A 16,768-nucleotide genomic window follows, 5' to 3' on the forward strand; every position below is an offset into this window, starting at 1 on the left:
TTATAAAACTCTGTTAATTTTAGTTATAACATGATTAAATTAAATATAACTAATAAAAAATAGGAGGATTTTTATGAATAATTTTGTATATGATATAGGAACAAAAGTCTTTTTTGGAAAAAATCAATTAGGCAATTTAGCTCCTGAATTAAAAAAATATGGTAAGCGAGTTTTATTAACTTATGGTGGTGGTAGTATCAAAAAAATGGGTCTATACCAAAAGGTTATGGATGAATTAAAAAAAGGAGATTTTGAAGTATTTGAACTATCTGGAATTGATCCCAACCCAAGAGTTTCTTCAGTTAATAAAGGAGCACAAATTTGTAAAGAAAAAAACATAGATGTATTACTAGCAGTTGGTGGTGGATCTGTTATTGATTGTACTAAATATATTGGAGCTGCTACTTATTATGATGGAGATGCTTGGGATATAATGCTCAATAAAGTTGATGTTAAAAAAGCTCTACCTTTATTTACTATCTTAACACTCTCAGCTACCGGAACCGAAATGAATGCTGCCGGTGTTATTAGCAATCCTGAAACTCATGATAAAATTGGTTTAATTTTTGAACCTTTGAGACCAAAAGTTTCTTTCTTAGACCCAAGTTTAACTTTTAGTGTAAGCAAATACCAAACAGCTTGTGGATCTGCAGATATTTTAAATCACATTCTTGAAGTATATTTCAATATGAATGAAAGCCTTTACATGCTAGATACTGTGATGGAAGGTCTAATGAAAACAGTTATTAAATATGCTCCTATAGCATATAATGAGCCTGACAACTACGAAGCTAGAGCAAATCTTATGTGGACATCTTCTTGGGCTATTAATGGTTTTGTTGCTGCTGATAAAACTCATGATTGGACATGCCATCCTATAGAACATGAATTAAGTGCCTATTATGATATTACTCATGGTTTAGGCTTAGCAATTCTAACCCCAAAATGGCTTGAATATACTCTTGATGAAACTACTGTTTCTAAGTTTAAACAATTTGGAGTTAATGTCTTTAATATTGATTCAAATCTTGAGGATATGGAAATTGCAAAGCTAGCAATTGAAAAGCTTAAAACTTTCTTATATGAAGACCTTCATATTGCTAGTTCTTTATCTGCTATTAATATTGGAGATGAAAACTTTGAGATTATGGCTAAAAAAGCTTGTAACAATAAGTATATAAATGGATTTAAAAAACTATATCCTAAAGATGTAGTTAATATTTTAAATTTGTGTAAATAATAGTTTTTAATTATATAAATTCCTATTGTTTTATGAATTTTACAAATTAACAACAGGCTCTATTTTATTTAGTTACAACTAATTTAAAAAAAGGAATATTGAAGACTGATAGCCTTACAATATTCCTTATTTTTTTATTATTATGAATATAATTCTTCACACTCACTTAGACACTTAGCTTCGCTTTCAAAGGCAGCAAGGCCTTCAGTTGGAAACTCTTCCCTAAGTTTATTAACTATCTTTGTTAATTTCATTACATCTTCTTCTTTTACATAAAAGATATATAGTTTATTAGTTTGTGGCCAAACTTCATCACCAAGTTTAGGATTAGAAAATCCTTTACCAATAACTGGAGAGATAGCTGTAAAATGTGTTAATTCATAGGCACTTAATCTTTCAAGAAATTCTTCATCTAAAGCTCTTGATATCATTATTTCAACTCTTTTCATTATTTTATCTCTCCTCTATCTTCATTTCCATCGATTAAAGCTTGTTGTTTATTCTTTAATGCTTTTTTGATTTTTTTCTTTTCGTCTCTCTTATTTAAAATATAATAGATAATTGGCATCATTGTTAAAGTCATTAAAGTTCCAAAAGATAGTCCACCAAATATTACCTGTCCGATTGGTTGAATGAGCTGAGAGCCTTCACCTGGGAAAAATGCCAAAGGCACTAATGCTAAGACAGTAGTTAAAGTTGTCATCATAATCGGTCTTAAACGAGTCTTAGCTGATGTTACACAAGCATCTTCTAGAGTATAATCTCTTTTTCTAAGTAGATTAGTATAATCTACTAGAACAATACCATTATTTACTATAATACCAACTAGAACTAATATACCAACTAAAGTCATTAATGAGATTACTGACTTTGTTAATACTATTGTTGCAACTACTCCAATTAAGGCCATTGGTAAAGTGAAAATAACAATAAATGGATCTTTGAATGATTCAAACTGAGAAGACATAACAGCAAATACTAAAATAGATGCCATCAAAATAATTTTTATAAATACTTCAATTCCTTCTTTCATTGAATCCCAAGAACCACCAACAGAATATGTTAATCCTTCATCTATTGGAATATTACTCTTATCTAGTAAATCTTCAATTGCATTTGTTAATTGATTTATTGATAAATTTCCTACATTACTTGCAGTAATATGGGCTACACGACCTTGGTTTTCTCTAGAAATAGTCATTGGTGAAGTTGTCTCTTCTATATGTGCAATAGCAGAAAGAGGAACCTTTTGACCTAATTGATTAGTTACTGTTATTTGATCTAGATTAAACTTATGATATTCATCAGCATCACTTAAAGTTAATATCATATCAATTGATTCACCTTGTTGAGTAAATGATCCAACTGTAACACCACTCAAGTCTGCCTTTAATTCTGAAGCAATACTCATTGAATTAACATAATTTCTGTTCATAGCAGCTTTATCATATACTATAGATAGTTGAGGGTTTCCTTCAGTGATTGAATTTGAAACGTTATTTACTAAATTAGAGGCATCTTTCTCCAATATATTTGCAATTTGAGTAGATACAAGTGTTAATCTATCAAAGTCATCACTTTTAACTGTGATATCAATATCTGAACCACTAAAGCTAGCTGAAGAATTGGAAGATGTATCAGCAGTTAAATCAAAATCTGTATACTTGCTATCTAAGGAATCAATTATTTTTGTTATTTCCTTATAATCCATATCTCCTGCGACTCTTTCATCAGCATCTTTTAAGGTGATAGAAATAGAAGAAGTTGAGGAACCTCCCCCTGTAAACATAGTAAATTGAGAGCCTCCATCTATGGTTGTAGCCATTTTAGTATATCCTTGAATTTCTTTTTTCAAATCTTCTTCAAATGCTGTAGTTTTGGCATCAATTACTGCTAAATCAGTTCCATGAGGAAATGATAATGTTGCTGTAACACTTGTTTGATCAGTTTCAGGGATAAATGTGAATTCTAAAGATGGAATTTTAGCAATTGAAGCTACAAGCAAGGCTAAAATAATGACTATAAATAAGGTTTTATGATGTAGACACCATCTAATAAACTTAGAATAACCATTTTCAAAAGCATTAAAGACTTTTTCAACAACACCATTTAACCCTCTTCTTTTTTCTCCTACTCTTTTTATGTGTCCTTTAAAAAAGGAAGATGAAAGAGTTGGAACTAAGATTATAGCAACTAACAAGGATGTTGTTAGTGATACTATTACTGTAAAGGCTAAATCTTCAAATATTGTAATTGTCCCATCTAAGCTATTTCTAAATAGTAACAAAGGCACAAATACTGAAATTGTAGTTAAAGTTGAACTTGTTATTGCACTTTTCATCTCATTTGCACCTAAAGATGCGGCAATATGTGGTTTTGCCCCTTTTTCACGATAACTAAATATATTTTCTAATATAACAATCGAGTTATCTACCAACATACCCACCCCAAGAGTCAATCCTGCTAAGCTCATCATGTTAATTGTATTATTAGTAAAGCGTAATACTAATAAGGTAATTATTAGAGATATTGGAATTGTTAGAGATATTGTAAAAGTTGAAGATAAACTCCTTAAAAATATTAATATAACTATAATTGCTAAAATTGCACCAGTGATTGCTGATGATGCTACATTTGATATAGAGGTTATAATCGAATCTGTTGTATTATATGCTACTTCTAATTTAACCCCATCAGGTAAGCTCCTATTTAAACTATCTAATTTCTCAATAACAGAATCTGATACTTGAAGTGAATTTGTTCCTGATTGCTTTGAAATAGTCAAGATAATTCCTGGCTCTCCATTAACATATGCATAGGAAGTTGTATCTTTATAATCTTCAACTACGGTTGCAACATCTCCTAGCGTGATTGTTGAAATACTTCCTGTTTGATTATCAGTTTTTGTAGCAATAATTGTGTCTTTAATTTCTTGTAGTGATTGGAAATTCCCTTCACTACTAATTGAGTAATTCATATCATGATCAGTTATAGTACCAGCATCTGATTTCCAGTTTTGGCTTGCTATTACTTGAGACATTTGAGTTAGAGATAAGCCTAAAGTATCTAGAGTATTTTTATCAATTTCAATTTTAATTATCTTCTCTCTTCCTCCACTTATTGTTGTACTAGCTACACCATCTAACTGTTCAAGGGCAGGAGAAACTATATCCTCTGCAATATTAAGTAGTTCATCAGGTGTTTTATTTCCCGTAAGAGATACACCCATTATAGGCATTAAAGATACATCTAATTGCATTATCATCGGAGATGTTGCATCCTCTGGTAAATAATCTTCTACTAAAGATAGCCTATCTCTTATCATATTCGTCGCTTGATCTAAATCAGTTGACTGCGAGAATTGTAGCGTTATTGTAGAAGAGCCTGAACTAGATTGAGAATTTATATCTGTTAAGCCTGTAATACCTGCAAAAGTATTTTCCATAACTTCTGTTAACTTAGATTCTACTTCTTCAGGACTAGCATTTGGATATTGAGTTATTACCATAACGTATGGAAGAGATACGTCAGGGAGTAAATCAATAGGAATTTCATTCATTGTATATAATCCTAGGGCTACTAAAATGATAGTAAAAATCAAAACAGTCCTAGGTTTTTTAATTGCGGTATCACTTATACTCATTAAAATGCTCCTTCGTTTTGGACATTTACATAAGAGCCTTCGCCTAATAAGGAAGATTTAGAATTAACTATAATATCTCCTTCACTTAAGCCTTCAAGCACTTGAACATAATCATAATTTTCTAAGCCTTTTGTTATTGGAGTTTTTACTAATCTTCCATTTTCAATTAGATAAACATAAAAAGAGTTTTCTTTTGCAAAAACACTTGTGGAAGGGATTAACAAAGCATCATCAATTGTCTTAGTAATGATTTTATTTTTGGCATACATACCTGGTAATACTAAATTATCTGGATCTTCAAAATCTATTTCAATTCCTAATGATCTAGTTTGAGTATTAACAGTGGGCTCTAAATCAGATACTGTTCCTTTAAAAATTTTATTTGGAAAGGCATCAAATTTAATTTCTACATCCTGCCCAATTTCTACAAAAGAAATATATTTTTCAATTATATTAGCTTTTATAGTAGTATCATTTAAATCTTGAATATACCCTAAAGGATTAGATGAAGAGACTAATGAGCCTTCTTTAGTATTTACTGATATAACAGTTCCAGAAATTGGAGCTTCAATATCCTTCATTTTATAATTCATACCAGGGCGAGAAGGATCGATTTGTCCAATAACTTCGTCAGCTTCTACTTCATCACCAACCTCAAGGTTAAAATTCTTTAGTGTTCCAGTAGCTTCACCAATAATTGCAACAGGATTAGATGTAGTAACTGTACCGGCTACTTCAATGCTTGAACTAATTGACCCTATTTTTGCCATTGCCCCATTTACGCTAATTGGTTTTGAACTTTCTTCTGACAATTCAACTTTTGTATCTTCTTCATTTATGGAAGGTGAAAGTGCTTCATCGATTTTACTACAAGATGATAAAGTCAATAAAGAAAGACTTACTAATATAGTAACTTTTATAATTTGTTTTTTGTAATTCAAAATCATTGTATTTTCCTTTAGTTTAGTTTGAACATTGATCTTCTAAATCTAGAAGAGCACTTACATATGTATATTGAGCTTGAAGTAATGACAATTGAGCATTACTTACACTTAATTGAGCGGATTGCAAATCAGAGAATGATGTAAAACCACTTTCGTATGAAAGAGATGTTAATTCAAAAGCTTTCTTTGACAATTCGATGTTTTCCTCGCTTAATTCTATTTGTCTTTTAGCATCTTTAATTGCTTCTAAATTAGAATTAAACGTTAATACTATATTATCTCTAATACTTGTATTTCCTAATTCAAGTTGTTTATAAGAAATATCAAGTTTTTTTAGAGATTTTTGACCAGATGATCCTGGTAACATATTAGTAACATCTACAGCTATAGTTGCACTAATACTACCACTATCATAGCCATCAGTTATAGAGCCATCGTATAAATACCAACTTGGATTATAACTTGCAGATAAAACTAAAGATGGGAAATATGTTGATTGCTCTAATGCTTTTTTATTTACATCAAGTAACTGTTTATTTATCTGAGATGATCTTAAATCGGATGAAGCAGTTAGTGCTTTATTCAGAGTAAATTGCGATAAATCAACATCATATTCTTGAGGTAATTCATCAGTTAGAGTTAAATCTTCTGTAATGTCATCTAAGCCAATTAAAAAAGCAAGAGTCCTCTTTTGAGATACAATTGATGTTTCTGTTTTCTCAAGACTTGCTCTTTGAGATGAAATTTGAGATTTTAGTTGCAATACATTTAATTCTGGAATATCACCATTTTCATAAGCTGCTTCAGTATTTTTTAAAGTTTCTTCTAAATATTCAATATTTTCTCTTTGAAAATCTAAAGATGCTTCTTGAACTAAAATTCCATAATATAATTTTTTTATCTGTAATGCTACATCTTTTTTTGCCTTATCTAAGCTAATTTGATTGTTTTGAAGAGACAAAGATGTTGTTTGTAAAGAAGTAAGCATTGCAGGGTTAAAAGTAAATGAAGCACTAAGAGTTGGATATAATACTACAGTACCACTAGAATAACCCTGGGGCTCATTCGCTCTATATGCTGTGCCACTTACACTTAAACTTGGATAGAGGGATGAATATTTATATTCATCATCTATAGTTGCACTTTCTATTTCTAATACTTTTGAAAGAACTTGACTGCTTTTATTTAAAGCCTCTTCCACCGCATCATCTAAACTAAGATTTCTAGCAAATAATGAATTTGTTAGAAACAATATACTAAAACTTATTAATAATATTTTCTTTTTAAACATTTTTGTTCCCATTTATCCTTCTATCTCTTCCATAACTTCATTTATATTATCTTTTAACTGAGTCAAAAATAAAATTATTAGCTTTTTCTGTTCTAAGCTAATTCCCTTACTCAGTTTTTTTATAATTGGTTCAATCGATTCTTTTAGTTCTTTGGCAACTTTCTTACCTTCTTCAGTTAATATTATTTTTTGAAATCTTCGATCTTCTTGATCAGATTCCATCAAAACTAATTCCTTTTTTAATAAATCAGATAAAGCTTTTGAAACATTTGATTTAGAATATGATCCACATTTACTAAACTCACTAGCAATTGGAGGATGTTCATCTTCAGCAAAGAAAATTAAAGCATTTGCATCCAACTTTGTTAAATTATATTTCTTTCTCACAGGAGCCATTTTCTTAAGCATTAGAGATGTGATTTTCCTTGAGTATTCTATATAAGTTAAAATTGACTTTCTAACATTTTCCAAAATGATCTCCCTTGCTCTATTTTAGTTGTTTTTAATAATAGTTATAAAAAATAACTAATAAAAAATAATACAATTACAAATAAAGGTCAATAATTCATCTATGTAAAAAATACAAAATTAAACTATTTAATAAACTATTAACAATTTAGAAGATACTTTTTAACTAGTTGCATTTTAAAAAACAAAAAATATTTTTGCCTTATAAAGCCTAAAAACTCTTTAGGCCTTTATAAGTTTGACTTAAATAAATATTCTTTATTTCTCACAAATAACAAATTAAGTAAAAAAAAGAACCGCTGCTAGTCTACTTTGACTGTTACAGCGGTCCATGAATAAAAAATTTAATATTCTTTTATTCAGATGATTCTCCACTCAAATATCTATAAAAAGCATTATTTACATACATTTTATTTAAAACTATTGGAGCATCAGTATATGTTTGCATAATAGTTGCTAACTCATCTTTATTTTCTTCAAGACAGAAAGGATGAATTGAATAGCCATTTTCAGTTGCTACACTATCATAAATTACTTTATAAGCTTCTTCATCATGCATCACAGTTGTACTATAGAGAGGTTGCCACCAAGCTCCTGCTATTAATTTTACATCACTTCCATCTTTCTGATTTTGTTCAGACTTCTTTGAATATTGTTCAATAATCCTATTAAAATCTAATAAATCAGCTTCATTTTCAAATTCAAATAATGCATCATATTCTAAAGCATGTACTAAATATAAATCATCACTATATTGTTCTACATAATATGAATATGAAGGTTCTGGAATTGGACCCCATTCTAATAAATATTGGTAAATTGAAACTTTTGGTTCAATTTGTATTTTTGCATCAATTCCTTCACTATTTAACAATGCAATTAATTGTTTTAGATGTTTTTCATCACTATGTCCATATTTTATTGTTAGTTCAGGTATAAAGTTGGAATTAAATCCATCTTTCTTTAAGTTATATCCTGTTGAAGCTTTAGATTCTACTAACTTCTTACCTACAACATCTAAATTATTATCTGAATAGATGTAATAAGAATTAAATGCAGTTGCAACTTTATTTAAAATATCCTCATCACTGATTTTACCTAAGTAATTTCGTGCACTTCCATTAACTTGGGCCACGTTCATTAACAAAGTTGCAGCAACACTACCATCTATTTCATCAGCTTTAACTAATTTAGAAATGATTTCACTATCAATTAATTTTGCATCTAAAGCACAAGCTATGTATTTAGCATCAAAGGAACCAATATGGTTAACTCCATAATAAGATAATCTCTCTTTTGCCTTTTCTATTGAATAAGTTTGAGCTAATTCTTCAAACCCTGATGCTTTTACTAAAGCTACTACTACATCTGTTACATCAGATAAATCTACACCACTTATAGTTTCACAATTTTCAATAAAAATTGATGGTTCTATTGTAGCATCAAATAAATTAATTTCATATCTACTCTCTAAATAGAGCAAATCATCCTTAACTTCACTTTGTACAACATCATTTGTAGTTGCACAAGAACTCAAGCCAAAAACAATGGCAACAATCGAAAATAAAATTTTAATTTTTTTCATAACCTACCTCCAGAATTATTATAAATTCCGTTATTCATTATTTATTTAAAGACACCATTGTCTTTATTATTTTTTTAAATTAACGTTTTCCCTTATCATAAACTTCTCCAAGGGCTTTTGGAGCTTTGTTTGTTTTAGAAAAGAATAAAAGCAAGATTAGTGTTAATACATATGGGAATGTTAAGACTAAATCACTATAGCTACTTGGAAGGGATAATTGTTGAACTAAAAAATATCCAATACTTCTTGCAAAACCAAATATCAAACAAGCTAATAGAGTATTTGAAATTTTCCAGTTTCCAAAAATATATGCAGCAATTGCCAAATATCCATATCCAACATAAATGCTAGGAGAAAAATTAGTTGAAATTGAATATGCAAAACACATTCCACCTAAACCTGACATTGCTCCACTTATTAATATCGCAATAAATCTAATTTTAGTTACATTTTGTCCAGCAGCAGCTACTGCTTGGGGATTGTCCCCACAAGCTCTCAGCCTCATGCCAAATGGTGTTTTATATAATATATATGCCATAAAAGCTGCTATCACAACTATAATAAATTCATACACATAAACATCTGTAAAAAAGCCACTAATTATTGGAATCTTAGATAAAAATGGAACTGTCACTCTAGGAAAAACAAATAACATAAATTTATTTGAAGATTGTCCAAAAAGTGAAATGTTTAATTGGTTTGTTAAAAAGGCAGTTAAAGAAACAGAGAGCATATTAATAACAACTCCGCTAATTACCTGGTTTGCTTGTAATTTTAATACAATTAAAGCATATAACATGGCAAATAATGCTCCCCCAACCATCGCAGAAAATAATGAGATATATACTAGCGTACTTTGAGAATCTACAAAAGTTGATGTTAAAGAGGCAACGATTAACCCACCGAAGAAAGCTCCCATTCCAAGTAAACCTTCTAGTGCTAAGTTAATTACCCCGCTTCCTTCACAAAAAATACCACCAATTGAAATTATAAAAAGAGGTAAAGTAAAAGCCATGCTTTCAATTATAATATTATTCATTTTTACCTCCACTTTCTACTAATTCACTTTTAAATTTGTTAGCCATAAGTTTAAAATATCCACTACTAGCACTAAATAGTAATAAAATACTTGTAATTAATGCTGCAATTTCTCTTAATACTCCTAATCTTGATGAAAGATAAGCAGTTCCACTTTCGAAAATCATTACTAAAATCGATGCAAAAAAACATCCTACAGGAGCCATATTTCCAAGAAGAGCTACTGCTATAGCATCAAATCCTAAAGAAGGGACTATCCTAGGCTGCATCGAGGCATAACTGCCAAGATAATAAGTAACTCCAGCTAAACCTGCTAAAGCTCCTGATATAATCATAGTTTTTATTAATGTTTTTCCAACTTCTATTCCACAGTATCTAGATGCCTTCTTATTTACACCCACGGCTTTCAATTCAAATCCGAAACGGGTTTTGTCTAATAAAAATTTTATCGCAAATACAACTATTAAAGCTAATATAAAGACTGTTGTAATATTCATCCTAAGAGAAAATATTTCAACATCAACAAGCGTTAATCTTGCATTTTGATTTATTTCAATACTTTGTCTTGTTATTGGATCTACAAATTGGGTTTGAATAAAAAAGCTTGCAACATAACTAATTATGTAGTTAAACATAATTGCAACAACTACTTCATTCATATTAAATCGGTATTTTAACCATCCAATTAAAGCTCCCATCAAAGCGCCAACTCCAACTCCAATTAAAATTACAAGAATTTTAGCTAACACTGAAGAAATATCACTATAACCAACTAAAATAGTTGCCATAAAGCCAGATAAAACCATAATTCCTGAAACACAGATATTAAATAAACCACATTTTAAAGCTATGGCAACTGATAATGATGCAAAAATCATTGGTACTGAATAGTTTAATAAATTTAAAAAATCAGTAAGTTGACTTTTCCTACCAGGATACTTTGCTTTGGCAAGTAAACCTGAGCCTTGTAAAAGTGCTTTATATGCTACTAAAGGATTTTTACCGAGGATTAATAATAAAATAGCTCCACCTAGTAAACTTAAAAATAAACAAAATAAAGAAATCCTTATAACTTGATGTTTTCCAGGTCCGCAAAAACTAACATAAGCTCTTTTAAAAATATTTTTATTGTTTAGCACGATTTATGAACCCCCATCATATATTCTCCAACTTTTTCTTTACTTAACTCTTTTGCATCACGGATGGTTTGAACCTCACCATTATATATGACTAAAATAGTATCAGCTAAAGACATAATCTCGTCTAATTCTAAAGAGATTAATAAAATAGCTTTACCATTATTTCTCAATTCAGCAATTCGTTGATGTATTATTTCAATTGCACCTACATCTAAACCTCTTGTAGGTTGTACAAAGATAATTAAATCAGAGTTCGCATGAATTTCTCTCGCAACAATTGCTTTTTGTTGATTTCCGCCACTCATGCTTCTAACTATTGTGTTAGGGCCATCCTCACCACATCTAATATCATAATTCTTAATTAAAATTTCACTTAATTCATTAAATTTATTAAAATCAAGTACACCTTTCTTAGAACAGAACGGTTCTCTATAATACTGTTTCAAACAAAGATTATTTGCTAAGGTAAAATCTAAAAGAAGTCCAACATTATGCCTATCTTCTGGTATATAAGAAATTCCACTCTCTAATCTCTCTCTAATACTTAAATCATTAATTAAAGAGCCATTTAAAGAAATGTTTCCTTTTTTAATAGATAACAGTCCTGCAATTGCATCAGCAATTTCTACTTGTCCATTACCTGAGACACCTGCTACTGCTAAAATTTCTCCTTCTCTTATCGAAAAAGAAACATCTTTTAATGTTGGAATACCATCTTTATTAACTGCACTAATCTTATCTACTGTTAAAACTGTTTTACCATAAGGTTTTGGATTTTTCTTTATTTGCAGAGAAATATCATGACCGACCATTAGAGATGCCATTTCTTTTGTAGTTGTTTTTTCTACGTCTAAGACATCAATTAGCTTTCCTTTTCTTAATATTGCACACCTATCTGCTATTTTTTTAATTTCATCAAGTTTATGTGTAATTATAATAATAGTTTTACCACTATCTCTTAGAGATTTTATTATTTCTAATAAGGATTCAATCTCTTGAGGTGTTAAAACAGCAGTAGGTTCATCAAATATCAATAATTCAGCATTTCTATATAACATTTTCAGAATTTCAACTCTCTGACGGGTTGAAACAGAAACATCTTGGATTAAATCGGTAGGATTGACTTCTAGATGATATTTCTTTGATAATAAAGTTACATCTTTTATTGCAGATTCTAAATCGACTTTGGGGAAAATCCCAAATTTCTTTTTTATAGGTTCAATTCCTAATATAATATTTTCAGCTATACTTTGATTATCAACAAGCTTAAAATGTTGGTGCACCATTCCTATATGAAGCTTATTAGCATCTAATGGAGATGAGATTTTTACCTTCTCTCCTTTTATATAAATACTCCCAGAAGTAGGTTCATATAAACCAAAAAGTATACTCATTAAGGTAGATTTGCCAGCACCATTTTCACCTAAAATTGCATAGATTTCTCCTTGTTTTACTTCTAAAGAAATATCATCATTCGCAACAATATTAGGAAAAACTTTGCTTATGTTCCTAAGCTCAACAAAATTATTATTCATTTATCTACTCCAAAAGATCCATTACTCAATTAAGAGCAATGGATCTATTCTTAGATTAATTAACCATAAATTCATCAGGTGTGAATCCACCGAAATTTGATGCAGGAATGATTTCCTTATTTTTAACTAATTGATATACTTCGTCTAATTTAGCAATTGTACTATCTTGTAATTGGTGACGACCTTCTTCTTTAACAAAGCCCGTTGAATCAGTATCAGCTTGTAAAACCTCGTTAGCCCCAACAAAGGTGCCGTCTTTAATTTTTTGTAAAGTTCTATCGACATTTATTCCCATAACCTTTAGAACACTTGTTAAGATAATATTATCATCACCTACAACTCCATCATCCCATTGGTCTACATCACAACCGATAACTTTAACTTTACCTTTTGATTCTTTTGCAGCTGTAAATACGCCATTACCAGAACCACCAGCTGCAACAAATAAGATATCACAACCTTCATTGATTAATTGATTACCAACAATTTTACCAGTTGCTTCATCAGCAAATGATCCAATATAGTTACCACCAACATTAGCACCTGTTACATCTGTACCTGCTTGAGAAGGTAGTTCAACAACTTCAGCCTTTGTACCATAAATAGCATTTGCATATTTTACACCACATTCAAAACCATATTGATAGTTAACATTAGAGGGGTAAGCAACACCATTGATTACTGCAACTTTATTAGTTTTTGTTTCTAAAGCAGCTGCAACACCAGCAAAGAAACCAGATTCTTGTTCAGCAAAAAGCATTGCATAAACATTATCTAATACTAAAGTACCTGATGGATCATCTGGATCTACTGGAAAAGTATCTACTAAAATGAATTTAGTATCAGGATTATCAATAGCTAATTGACTAATACCTGCAAATTGGAAGCCTGTACAAACTTCAACATCATAATCTGCAACTACATCACTAGCTACTTTCAAAGCCTTAGCAACATCTCCACTTGGTTCTCTTAATGGCTTAACTGTTGAACCGGGATTTTTTTCAATAAATGATAAAATACCGTTATAGTTCTCTTCATTAAAGGAACCATCATCAACACCTGAAGGAGTAGTAATAATTGCAATATTAAGACCTTTCTCCTCATTAGTAGGTTCTTCAGAAGCACCACCTGCAAATACGAGAGATGACACACTCAACAAACACATTGTAATTAACAACAATTTCTTCATAAGATTCTCCTCTCAATTAATAAATTATATATATATATTAATTGTAATTATTTTTCCCATCTTTCTATAATACTTTTCAGAAGTTGTATAAATTTAGATTTAACTTTCTCTCCTGTTTCTATAACTTCTTCCTCATTTAATATTGTTTTACTAAGCCCTGTAGCCATATTAGTTAAACAACTTATTCCAAGAACTTCCATTTTTAAATAACTAGCAACAATGGCCTCAAAAACAGTAGACATTCCGGTTGCATCTGCTCCTAAAGCTTGCGCCATCTTAATCTCAGCAGCTGTTTCAAAACTTGGTCCAGAAAAAAACTGATAAACACCTTTACGTATTGGTAAATTTATTTCTTTAGCACACTCTTGTGCTACTTTTACCATTCTAGGAGAATAGGTTTTAGACATGTCAAAGAACCGTGGACCTAAAGACTCATAATTTGTTCCTCTTAATGGATTGTCTGCAACTAATTTAATATGATCTTCAATAATCATTAAATCACCAACATTCCAATCACGTCTAAGACATCCGCTAGCATTCGTCAAAATCAATTTTTTTATTTTCAATTGATTAAAAACAAATATTGGATAACAAATTGTCTTTGCCTCATATCCTTCATAATAATGAAAACGGCCTTGCATGCAAACTATTTTTTTGTTACCTAGTTTTCCACTTACAAGTCTTCCAAAATGCCCAGGAGCTGTAGAAATTGGAAAAAAAGGTATATCACTATACTTAATGATAATAGGATTTTCTATCTCTGATGCTAATTTACCTAACCCACTACCTAATACTAAGGCAATGTCTATATCATAATTAACATATTTTTTTATATAATTTGCACTCTCAGCAATTTTATCAATAAAAGTCAATTCTTCCATTTTTATCTCATTTTTTCTATTTCTAAACATTGAGATTTATTAAGCTCTTTAGGTTTATATCCAAAAGATTCCAATTGCTTAACAACAACACTCATTTGAGCAGATCTCTCTAAAAGATCCATTTTATCAAATCCACCAAGTAAATCTTTGGCTAAAACAATTGCACCATGATTTTGCATTAACATCACATCAAAATCTTTACTATATTTTGCAACTTCTGCTGCTAAATCCTTAGTTCCCATCAAGTGATATGGAACATTTACAATATCTCCCATAAAGTAATAAGCTTCAGCCGTAAGTTTTGATAAAATATGATTTTCACCTTCTATAGTACTAAACGATGATGCATAAATCGGATGAGAGTGAACAACTGCATTAATATCTTTACGATTGATTAATACTAACCTATGAATTTCGCTTTCGATGCTTAACTTTAGGGATGGAGTATAATTTGTTCCATCAAAACCAACAATAGCTATTTTTTCAGCTGTTAAACTACTTTTATCCAAAGCTGAAGGTGTTATACAAAATAACTCATCGGTAAGCCTTAAACTAATATTTCCACCTGAAACTGTTGTAAGACCTCTTTCAAATAGTTTGTTCATAGTTTTAGCTACTTCTGCTCTTTCTTTATAAAAATTATCCACTTTATTTACCACTCTTATAATATTTTTCTAATTCATTTGGGTTAAATTTACCCTTATCAGTAATAACACCTGAACAAAATTTTGGTGGAGTAATATCGAAAGCAGGGTAATAGCCTTTAACACCTTCAAAAGTAAACTTTTTATCTAAGGCATGTAATACTAACTCTGGATCTCTCTCTTCAATAACGATTGACTCTTTGTCTGGATGAGCTAAATTAGGTTTTCCTGTAACGTAATATGGTATACCAAAATAATTACAAGCTAATGCAATTTGAAATGTACCTACTTTATTTACAATATGACCATCCATACATATAACATCAGCAGCTGATGTAAAAACATCAACATTTTTCTTTTCTAAAACATAACCTGGCATGTTATCAGTAATAACAGTAACATCAAAACCCATATCCTTTATACAACTTGCAGTAAGCCTACCACCTTGTAAATATGGACGAGTTTCAGGACAAATAAATTTTATATCTTTATTTTGTTCCCTAATAGATTTTAACATCATTCCAACAACAGTCTCAGCCCAACATTGTGTCATTACAGTTCCCTTGTTTGGGAAACAATCTACTAAGTAATTACCCATAATCTGACAAGAGGAATAAATTTCATTATAATAATCAACTGTTGTATTAAATGCAGCATCTATTGGAGATTGGCCTTCTAACTTTGCTTTAATAGCAGCTTTCTCACATTTTTCAACAATTTCTTTCATAAATGCTGAAGTTGTAGGCCTTGCTGTATATAAGGCAATACCGGCTGTATGCATAAATTCTACAAAGCTTTTTTCATCTAAACCATTAGCTTGATAAGCTGCTAACGCCATTCCCATACCTGCTGCAAAATATGGTCCCCAACTTTGAGTTACCATATCACTTATAGCTTGAGCCACTTCATTATAAGTTCTACATTCAACAAATTTAACTTCAATTGGATAAATTCTTCTATCTAAAATTCTTACCACGCCATTATCATACCATGCTATATTTTCATATTTTAAGATAAAAGCCATTCCATCATCTAGTTTTTTCATGAGACACCTTTTTTATTTTGTTTTTCATTGTTTTTTATTATATAAACACGAATAATACCAAATGTCAATAAAATATGATAAGATAAAATTGATAATATTTCTTTACATTATAAGATATTAATGATA

At 30.2% G+C, this 16,768-nt stretch carries 14 protein-coding genes; 1 reads left to right on the forward strand and 13 read right to left on the reverse strand.

Going from position 1 to position 16,768, the window contains the following annotated elements; genetic code table 11:
* The first annotated feature begins 73 nt into the window (after positions 1–73).
* The gene (locus ACZ5SO_RS09590; RefSeq protein ID WP_464624240.1) at positions 74–1,240 is read left to right on the forward strand and encodes an iron-containing alcohol dehydrogenase; all 1,167 of its coding nucleotides are present in this window, start codon (positions 74–76) and stop codon (positions 1,238–1,240) included.
* Positions 1,241–1,380: 140 nt separating this feature from the next.
* On the opposite strand, the gene ACZ5SO_RS09595 is transcribed toward ACZ5SO_RS09590, so the two are convergent.
* From ACZ5SO_RS09595 to ACZ5SO_RS09655, 13 genes are all read right to left on the reverse strand, one after another.
* Positions 1,381–1,689, reverse strand: a complete 309-nt coding sequence (locus ACZ5SO_RS09595) for a PG0541 family transporter-associated protein (protein WP_464624242.1) — start codon at positions 1,687–1,689, stop codon at positions 1,381–1,383.
* Complete coding sequence (locus tag ACZ5SO_RS09600; RefSeq protein WP_464624243.1) at positions 1,689–4,883, reverse strand: efflux RND transporter permease subunit; 3,195 nt, start codon at positions 4,881–4,883, stop codon at positions 1,689–1,691. The genes ACZ5SO_RS09595 and ACZ5SO_RS09600 overlap by 1 nt, the downstream gene beginning before the upstream one ends.
* On the reverse strand, positions 4,883–5,830 hold the full coding sequence (locus ACZ5SO_RS09605) for an efflux RND transporter periplasmic adaptor subunit (protein ID WP_464624244.1): 948 nt from the start codon (positions 5,828–5,830) through the stop codon (positions 4,883–4,885). Before ACZ5SO_RS09605 ends, ACZ5SO_RS09600 begins: the two co-directional genes overlap by 1 nt.
* Before the next feature lie 16 nt (positions 5,831–5,846).
* Positions 5,847–7,130, reverse strand: coding sequence for a TolC family protein (locus ACZ5SO_RS09610; RefSeq protein ID WP_464624245.1), 1,284 nt, complete (start codon positions 7,128–7,130; stop codon positions 5,847–5,849).
* Positions 7,131–7,589, reverse strand: a complete 459-nt coding sequence (locus tag ACZ5SO_RS09615; RefSeq protein ID WP_464624246.1) for a MarR family winged helix-turn-helix transcriptional regulator — start codon at positions 7,587–7,589, stop codon at positions 7,131–7,133.
* A 352-nt stretch (positions 7,590–7,941) separates the two neighbouring features.
* Positions 7,942–9,171, reverse strand: a complete 1,230-nt coding sequence (locus tag ACZ5SO_RS09620) for a hypothetical protein (protein WP_464624247.1) — start codon at positions 9,169–9,171, stop codon at positions 7,942–7,944.
* Positions 9,172–9,250: 79 nt separating this feature from the next.
* Positions 9,251–10,210 (reverse strand): ABC transporter permease, encoded by a 960-nt coding sequence (locus tag ACZ5SO_RS09625; protein ID WP_464624249.1) that lies wholly within the window; start codon positions 10,208–10,210, stop codon positions 9,251–9,253.
* The gene (locus ACZ5SO_RS09630; RefSeq protein ID WP_464624250.1) at positions 10,203–11,348 is read right to left on the reverse strand and encodes an ABC transporter permease; all 1,146 of its coding nucleotides are present in this window, start codon (positions 11,346–11,348) and stop codon (positions 10,203–10,205) included. Before ACZ5SO_RS09630 ends, ACZ5SO_RS09625 begins: the two co-directional genes overlap by 8 nt.
* Positions 11,342–12,883 carry an ABC transporter ATP-binding protein gene (locus tag ACZ5SO_RS09635; protein ID WP_464624252.1) on the reverse strand — a complete coding sequence of 514 codons (1,542 nt, stop codon included), beginning with the start codon at positions 12,881–12,883 and terminating at the stop codon, positions 11,342–11,344. Before ACZ5SO_RS09635 ends, ACZ5SO_RS09630 begins: the two co-directional genes overlap by 7 nt.
* A gap of 55 nt (positions 12,884–12,938) precedes the next feature.
* Positions 12,939–14,072, reverse strand: coding sequence for a BMP family lipoprotein (locus tag ACZ5SO_RS09640; RefSeq protein ID WP_464624254.1), 1,134 nt, complete (start codon positions 14,070–14,072; stop codon positions 12,939–12,941).
* Positions 14,073–14,119: 47 nt separating this feature from the next.
* Positions 14,120–14,983, reverse strand: a complete 864-nt coding sequence (locus ACZ5SO_RS09645; protein ID WP_464624255.1) for a purine-nucleoside phosphorylase — start codon at positions 14,981–14,983, stop codon at positions 14,120–14,122.
* On the reverse strand, positions 14,956–15,600 hold the full coding sequence (locus ACZ5SO_RS09650) for a class II aldolase/adducin family protein (protein WP_464624257.1): 645 nt from the start codon (positions 15,598–15,600) through the stop codon (positions 14,956–14,958). Before ACZ5SO_RS09650 ends, ACZ5SO_RS09645 begins: the two co-directional genes overlap by 28 nt.
* 1 nt (position 15,601) lies before the next feature.
* Positions 15,602–16,642 (reverse strand): s-methyl-5-thioribose-1-phosphate isomerase, encoded by a 1,041-nt coding sequence (locus ACZ5SO_RS09655; protein ID WP_464624259.1) that lies wholly within the window; start codon positions 16,640–16,642, stop codon positions 15,602–15,604.
* Positions 16,643–16,768: the final 126 nt, after the last annotated feature.

It is taken from the genome of Pleomorphochaeta naphthae (assembly GCF_055396005.1).

Coding starts and splice junctions, on each gene's coding strand:
- ACZ5SO_RS09635 (WP_464624252.1), bottom strand. CDS start 12,883: ATGAATAATAATTTTGTTGAGCTTAGGAACATAAGCAAAGTTTTTCCT.
- ACZ5SO_RS09640 (WP_464624254.1), bottom strand. CDS start 14,072: ATGAAGAAATTGTTGTTAATTACAATGTGTTTGTTGAGTGTGTCATCT.
- ACZ5SO_RS09610 (WP_464624245.1), bottom strand. CDS start 7,130: ATGGGAACAAAAATGTTTAAAAAGAAAATATTATTAATAAGTTTTAGT.
- ACZ5SO_RS09590 (WP_464624240.1), top strand. CDS start 74: ATGAATAATTTTGTATATGATATAGGAACAAAAGTCTTTTTTGGAAAA.
- ACZ5SO_RS09645 (WP_464624255.1), bottom strand. CDS start 14,983: ATGTTTAGAAATAGAAAAAATGAGATAAAAATGGAAGAATTGACTTTT.
- ACZ5SO_RS09620 (WP_464624247.1), bottom strand. CDS start 9,171: ATGAAAAAAATTAAAATTTTATTTTCGATTGTTGCCATTGTTTTTGGC.
- ACZ5SO_RS09605 (WP_464624244.1), bottom strand. CDS start 5,830: ATGATTTTGAATTACAAAAAACAAATTATAAAAGTTACTATATTAGTA.
- ACZ5SO_RS09655 (WP_464624259.1), bottom strand. CDS start 16,642: ATGAAAAAACTAGATGATGGAATGGCTTTTATCTTAAAATATGAAAAT.
- ACZ5SO_RS09600 (WP_464624243.1), bottom strand. CDS start 4,883: ATGAGTATAAGTGATACCGCAATTAAAAAACCTAGGACTGTTTTGATT.
- ACZ5SO_RS09625 (WP_464624249.1), bottom strand. CDS start 10,210: ATGAATAATATTATAATTGAAAGCATGGCTTTTACTTTACCTCTTTTT.
- ACZ5SO_RS09595 (WP_464624242.1), bottom strand. CDS start 1,689: ATGAAAAGAGTTGAAATAATGATATCAAGAGCTTTAGATGAAGAATTT.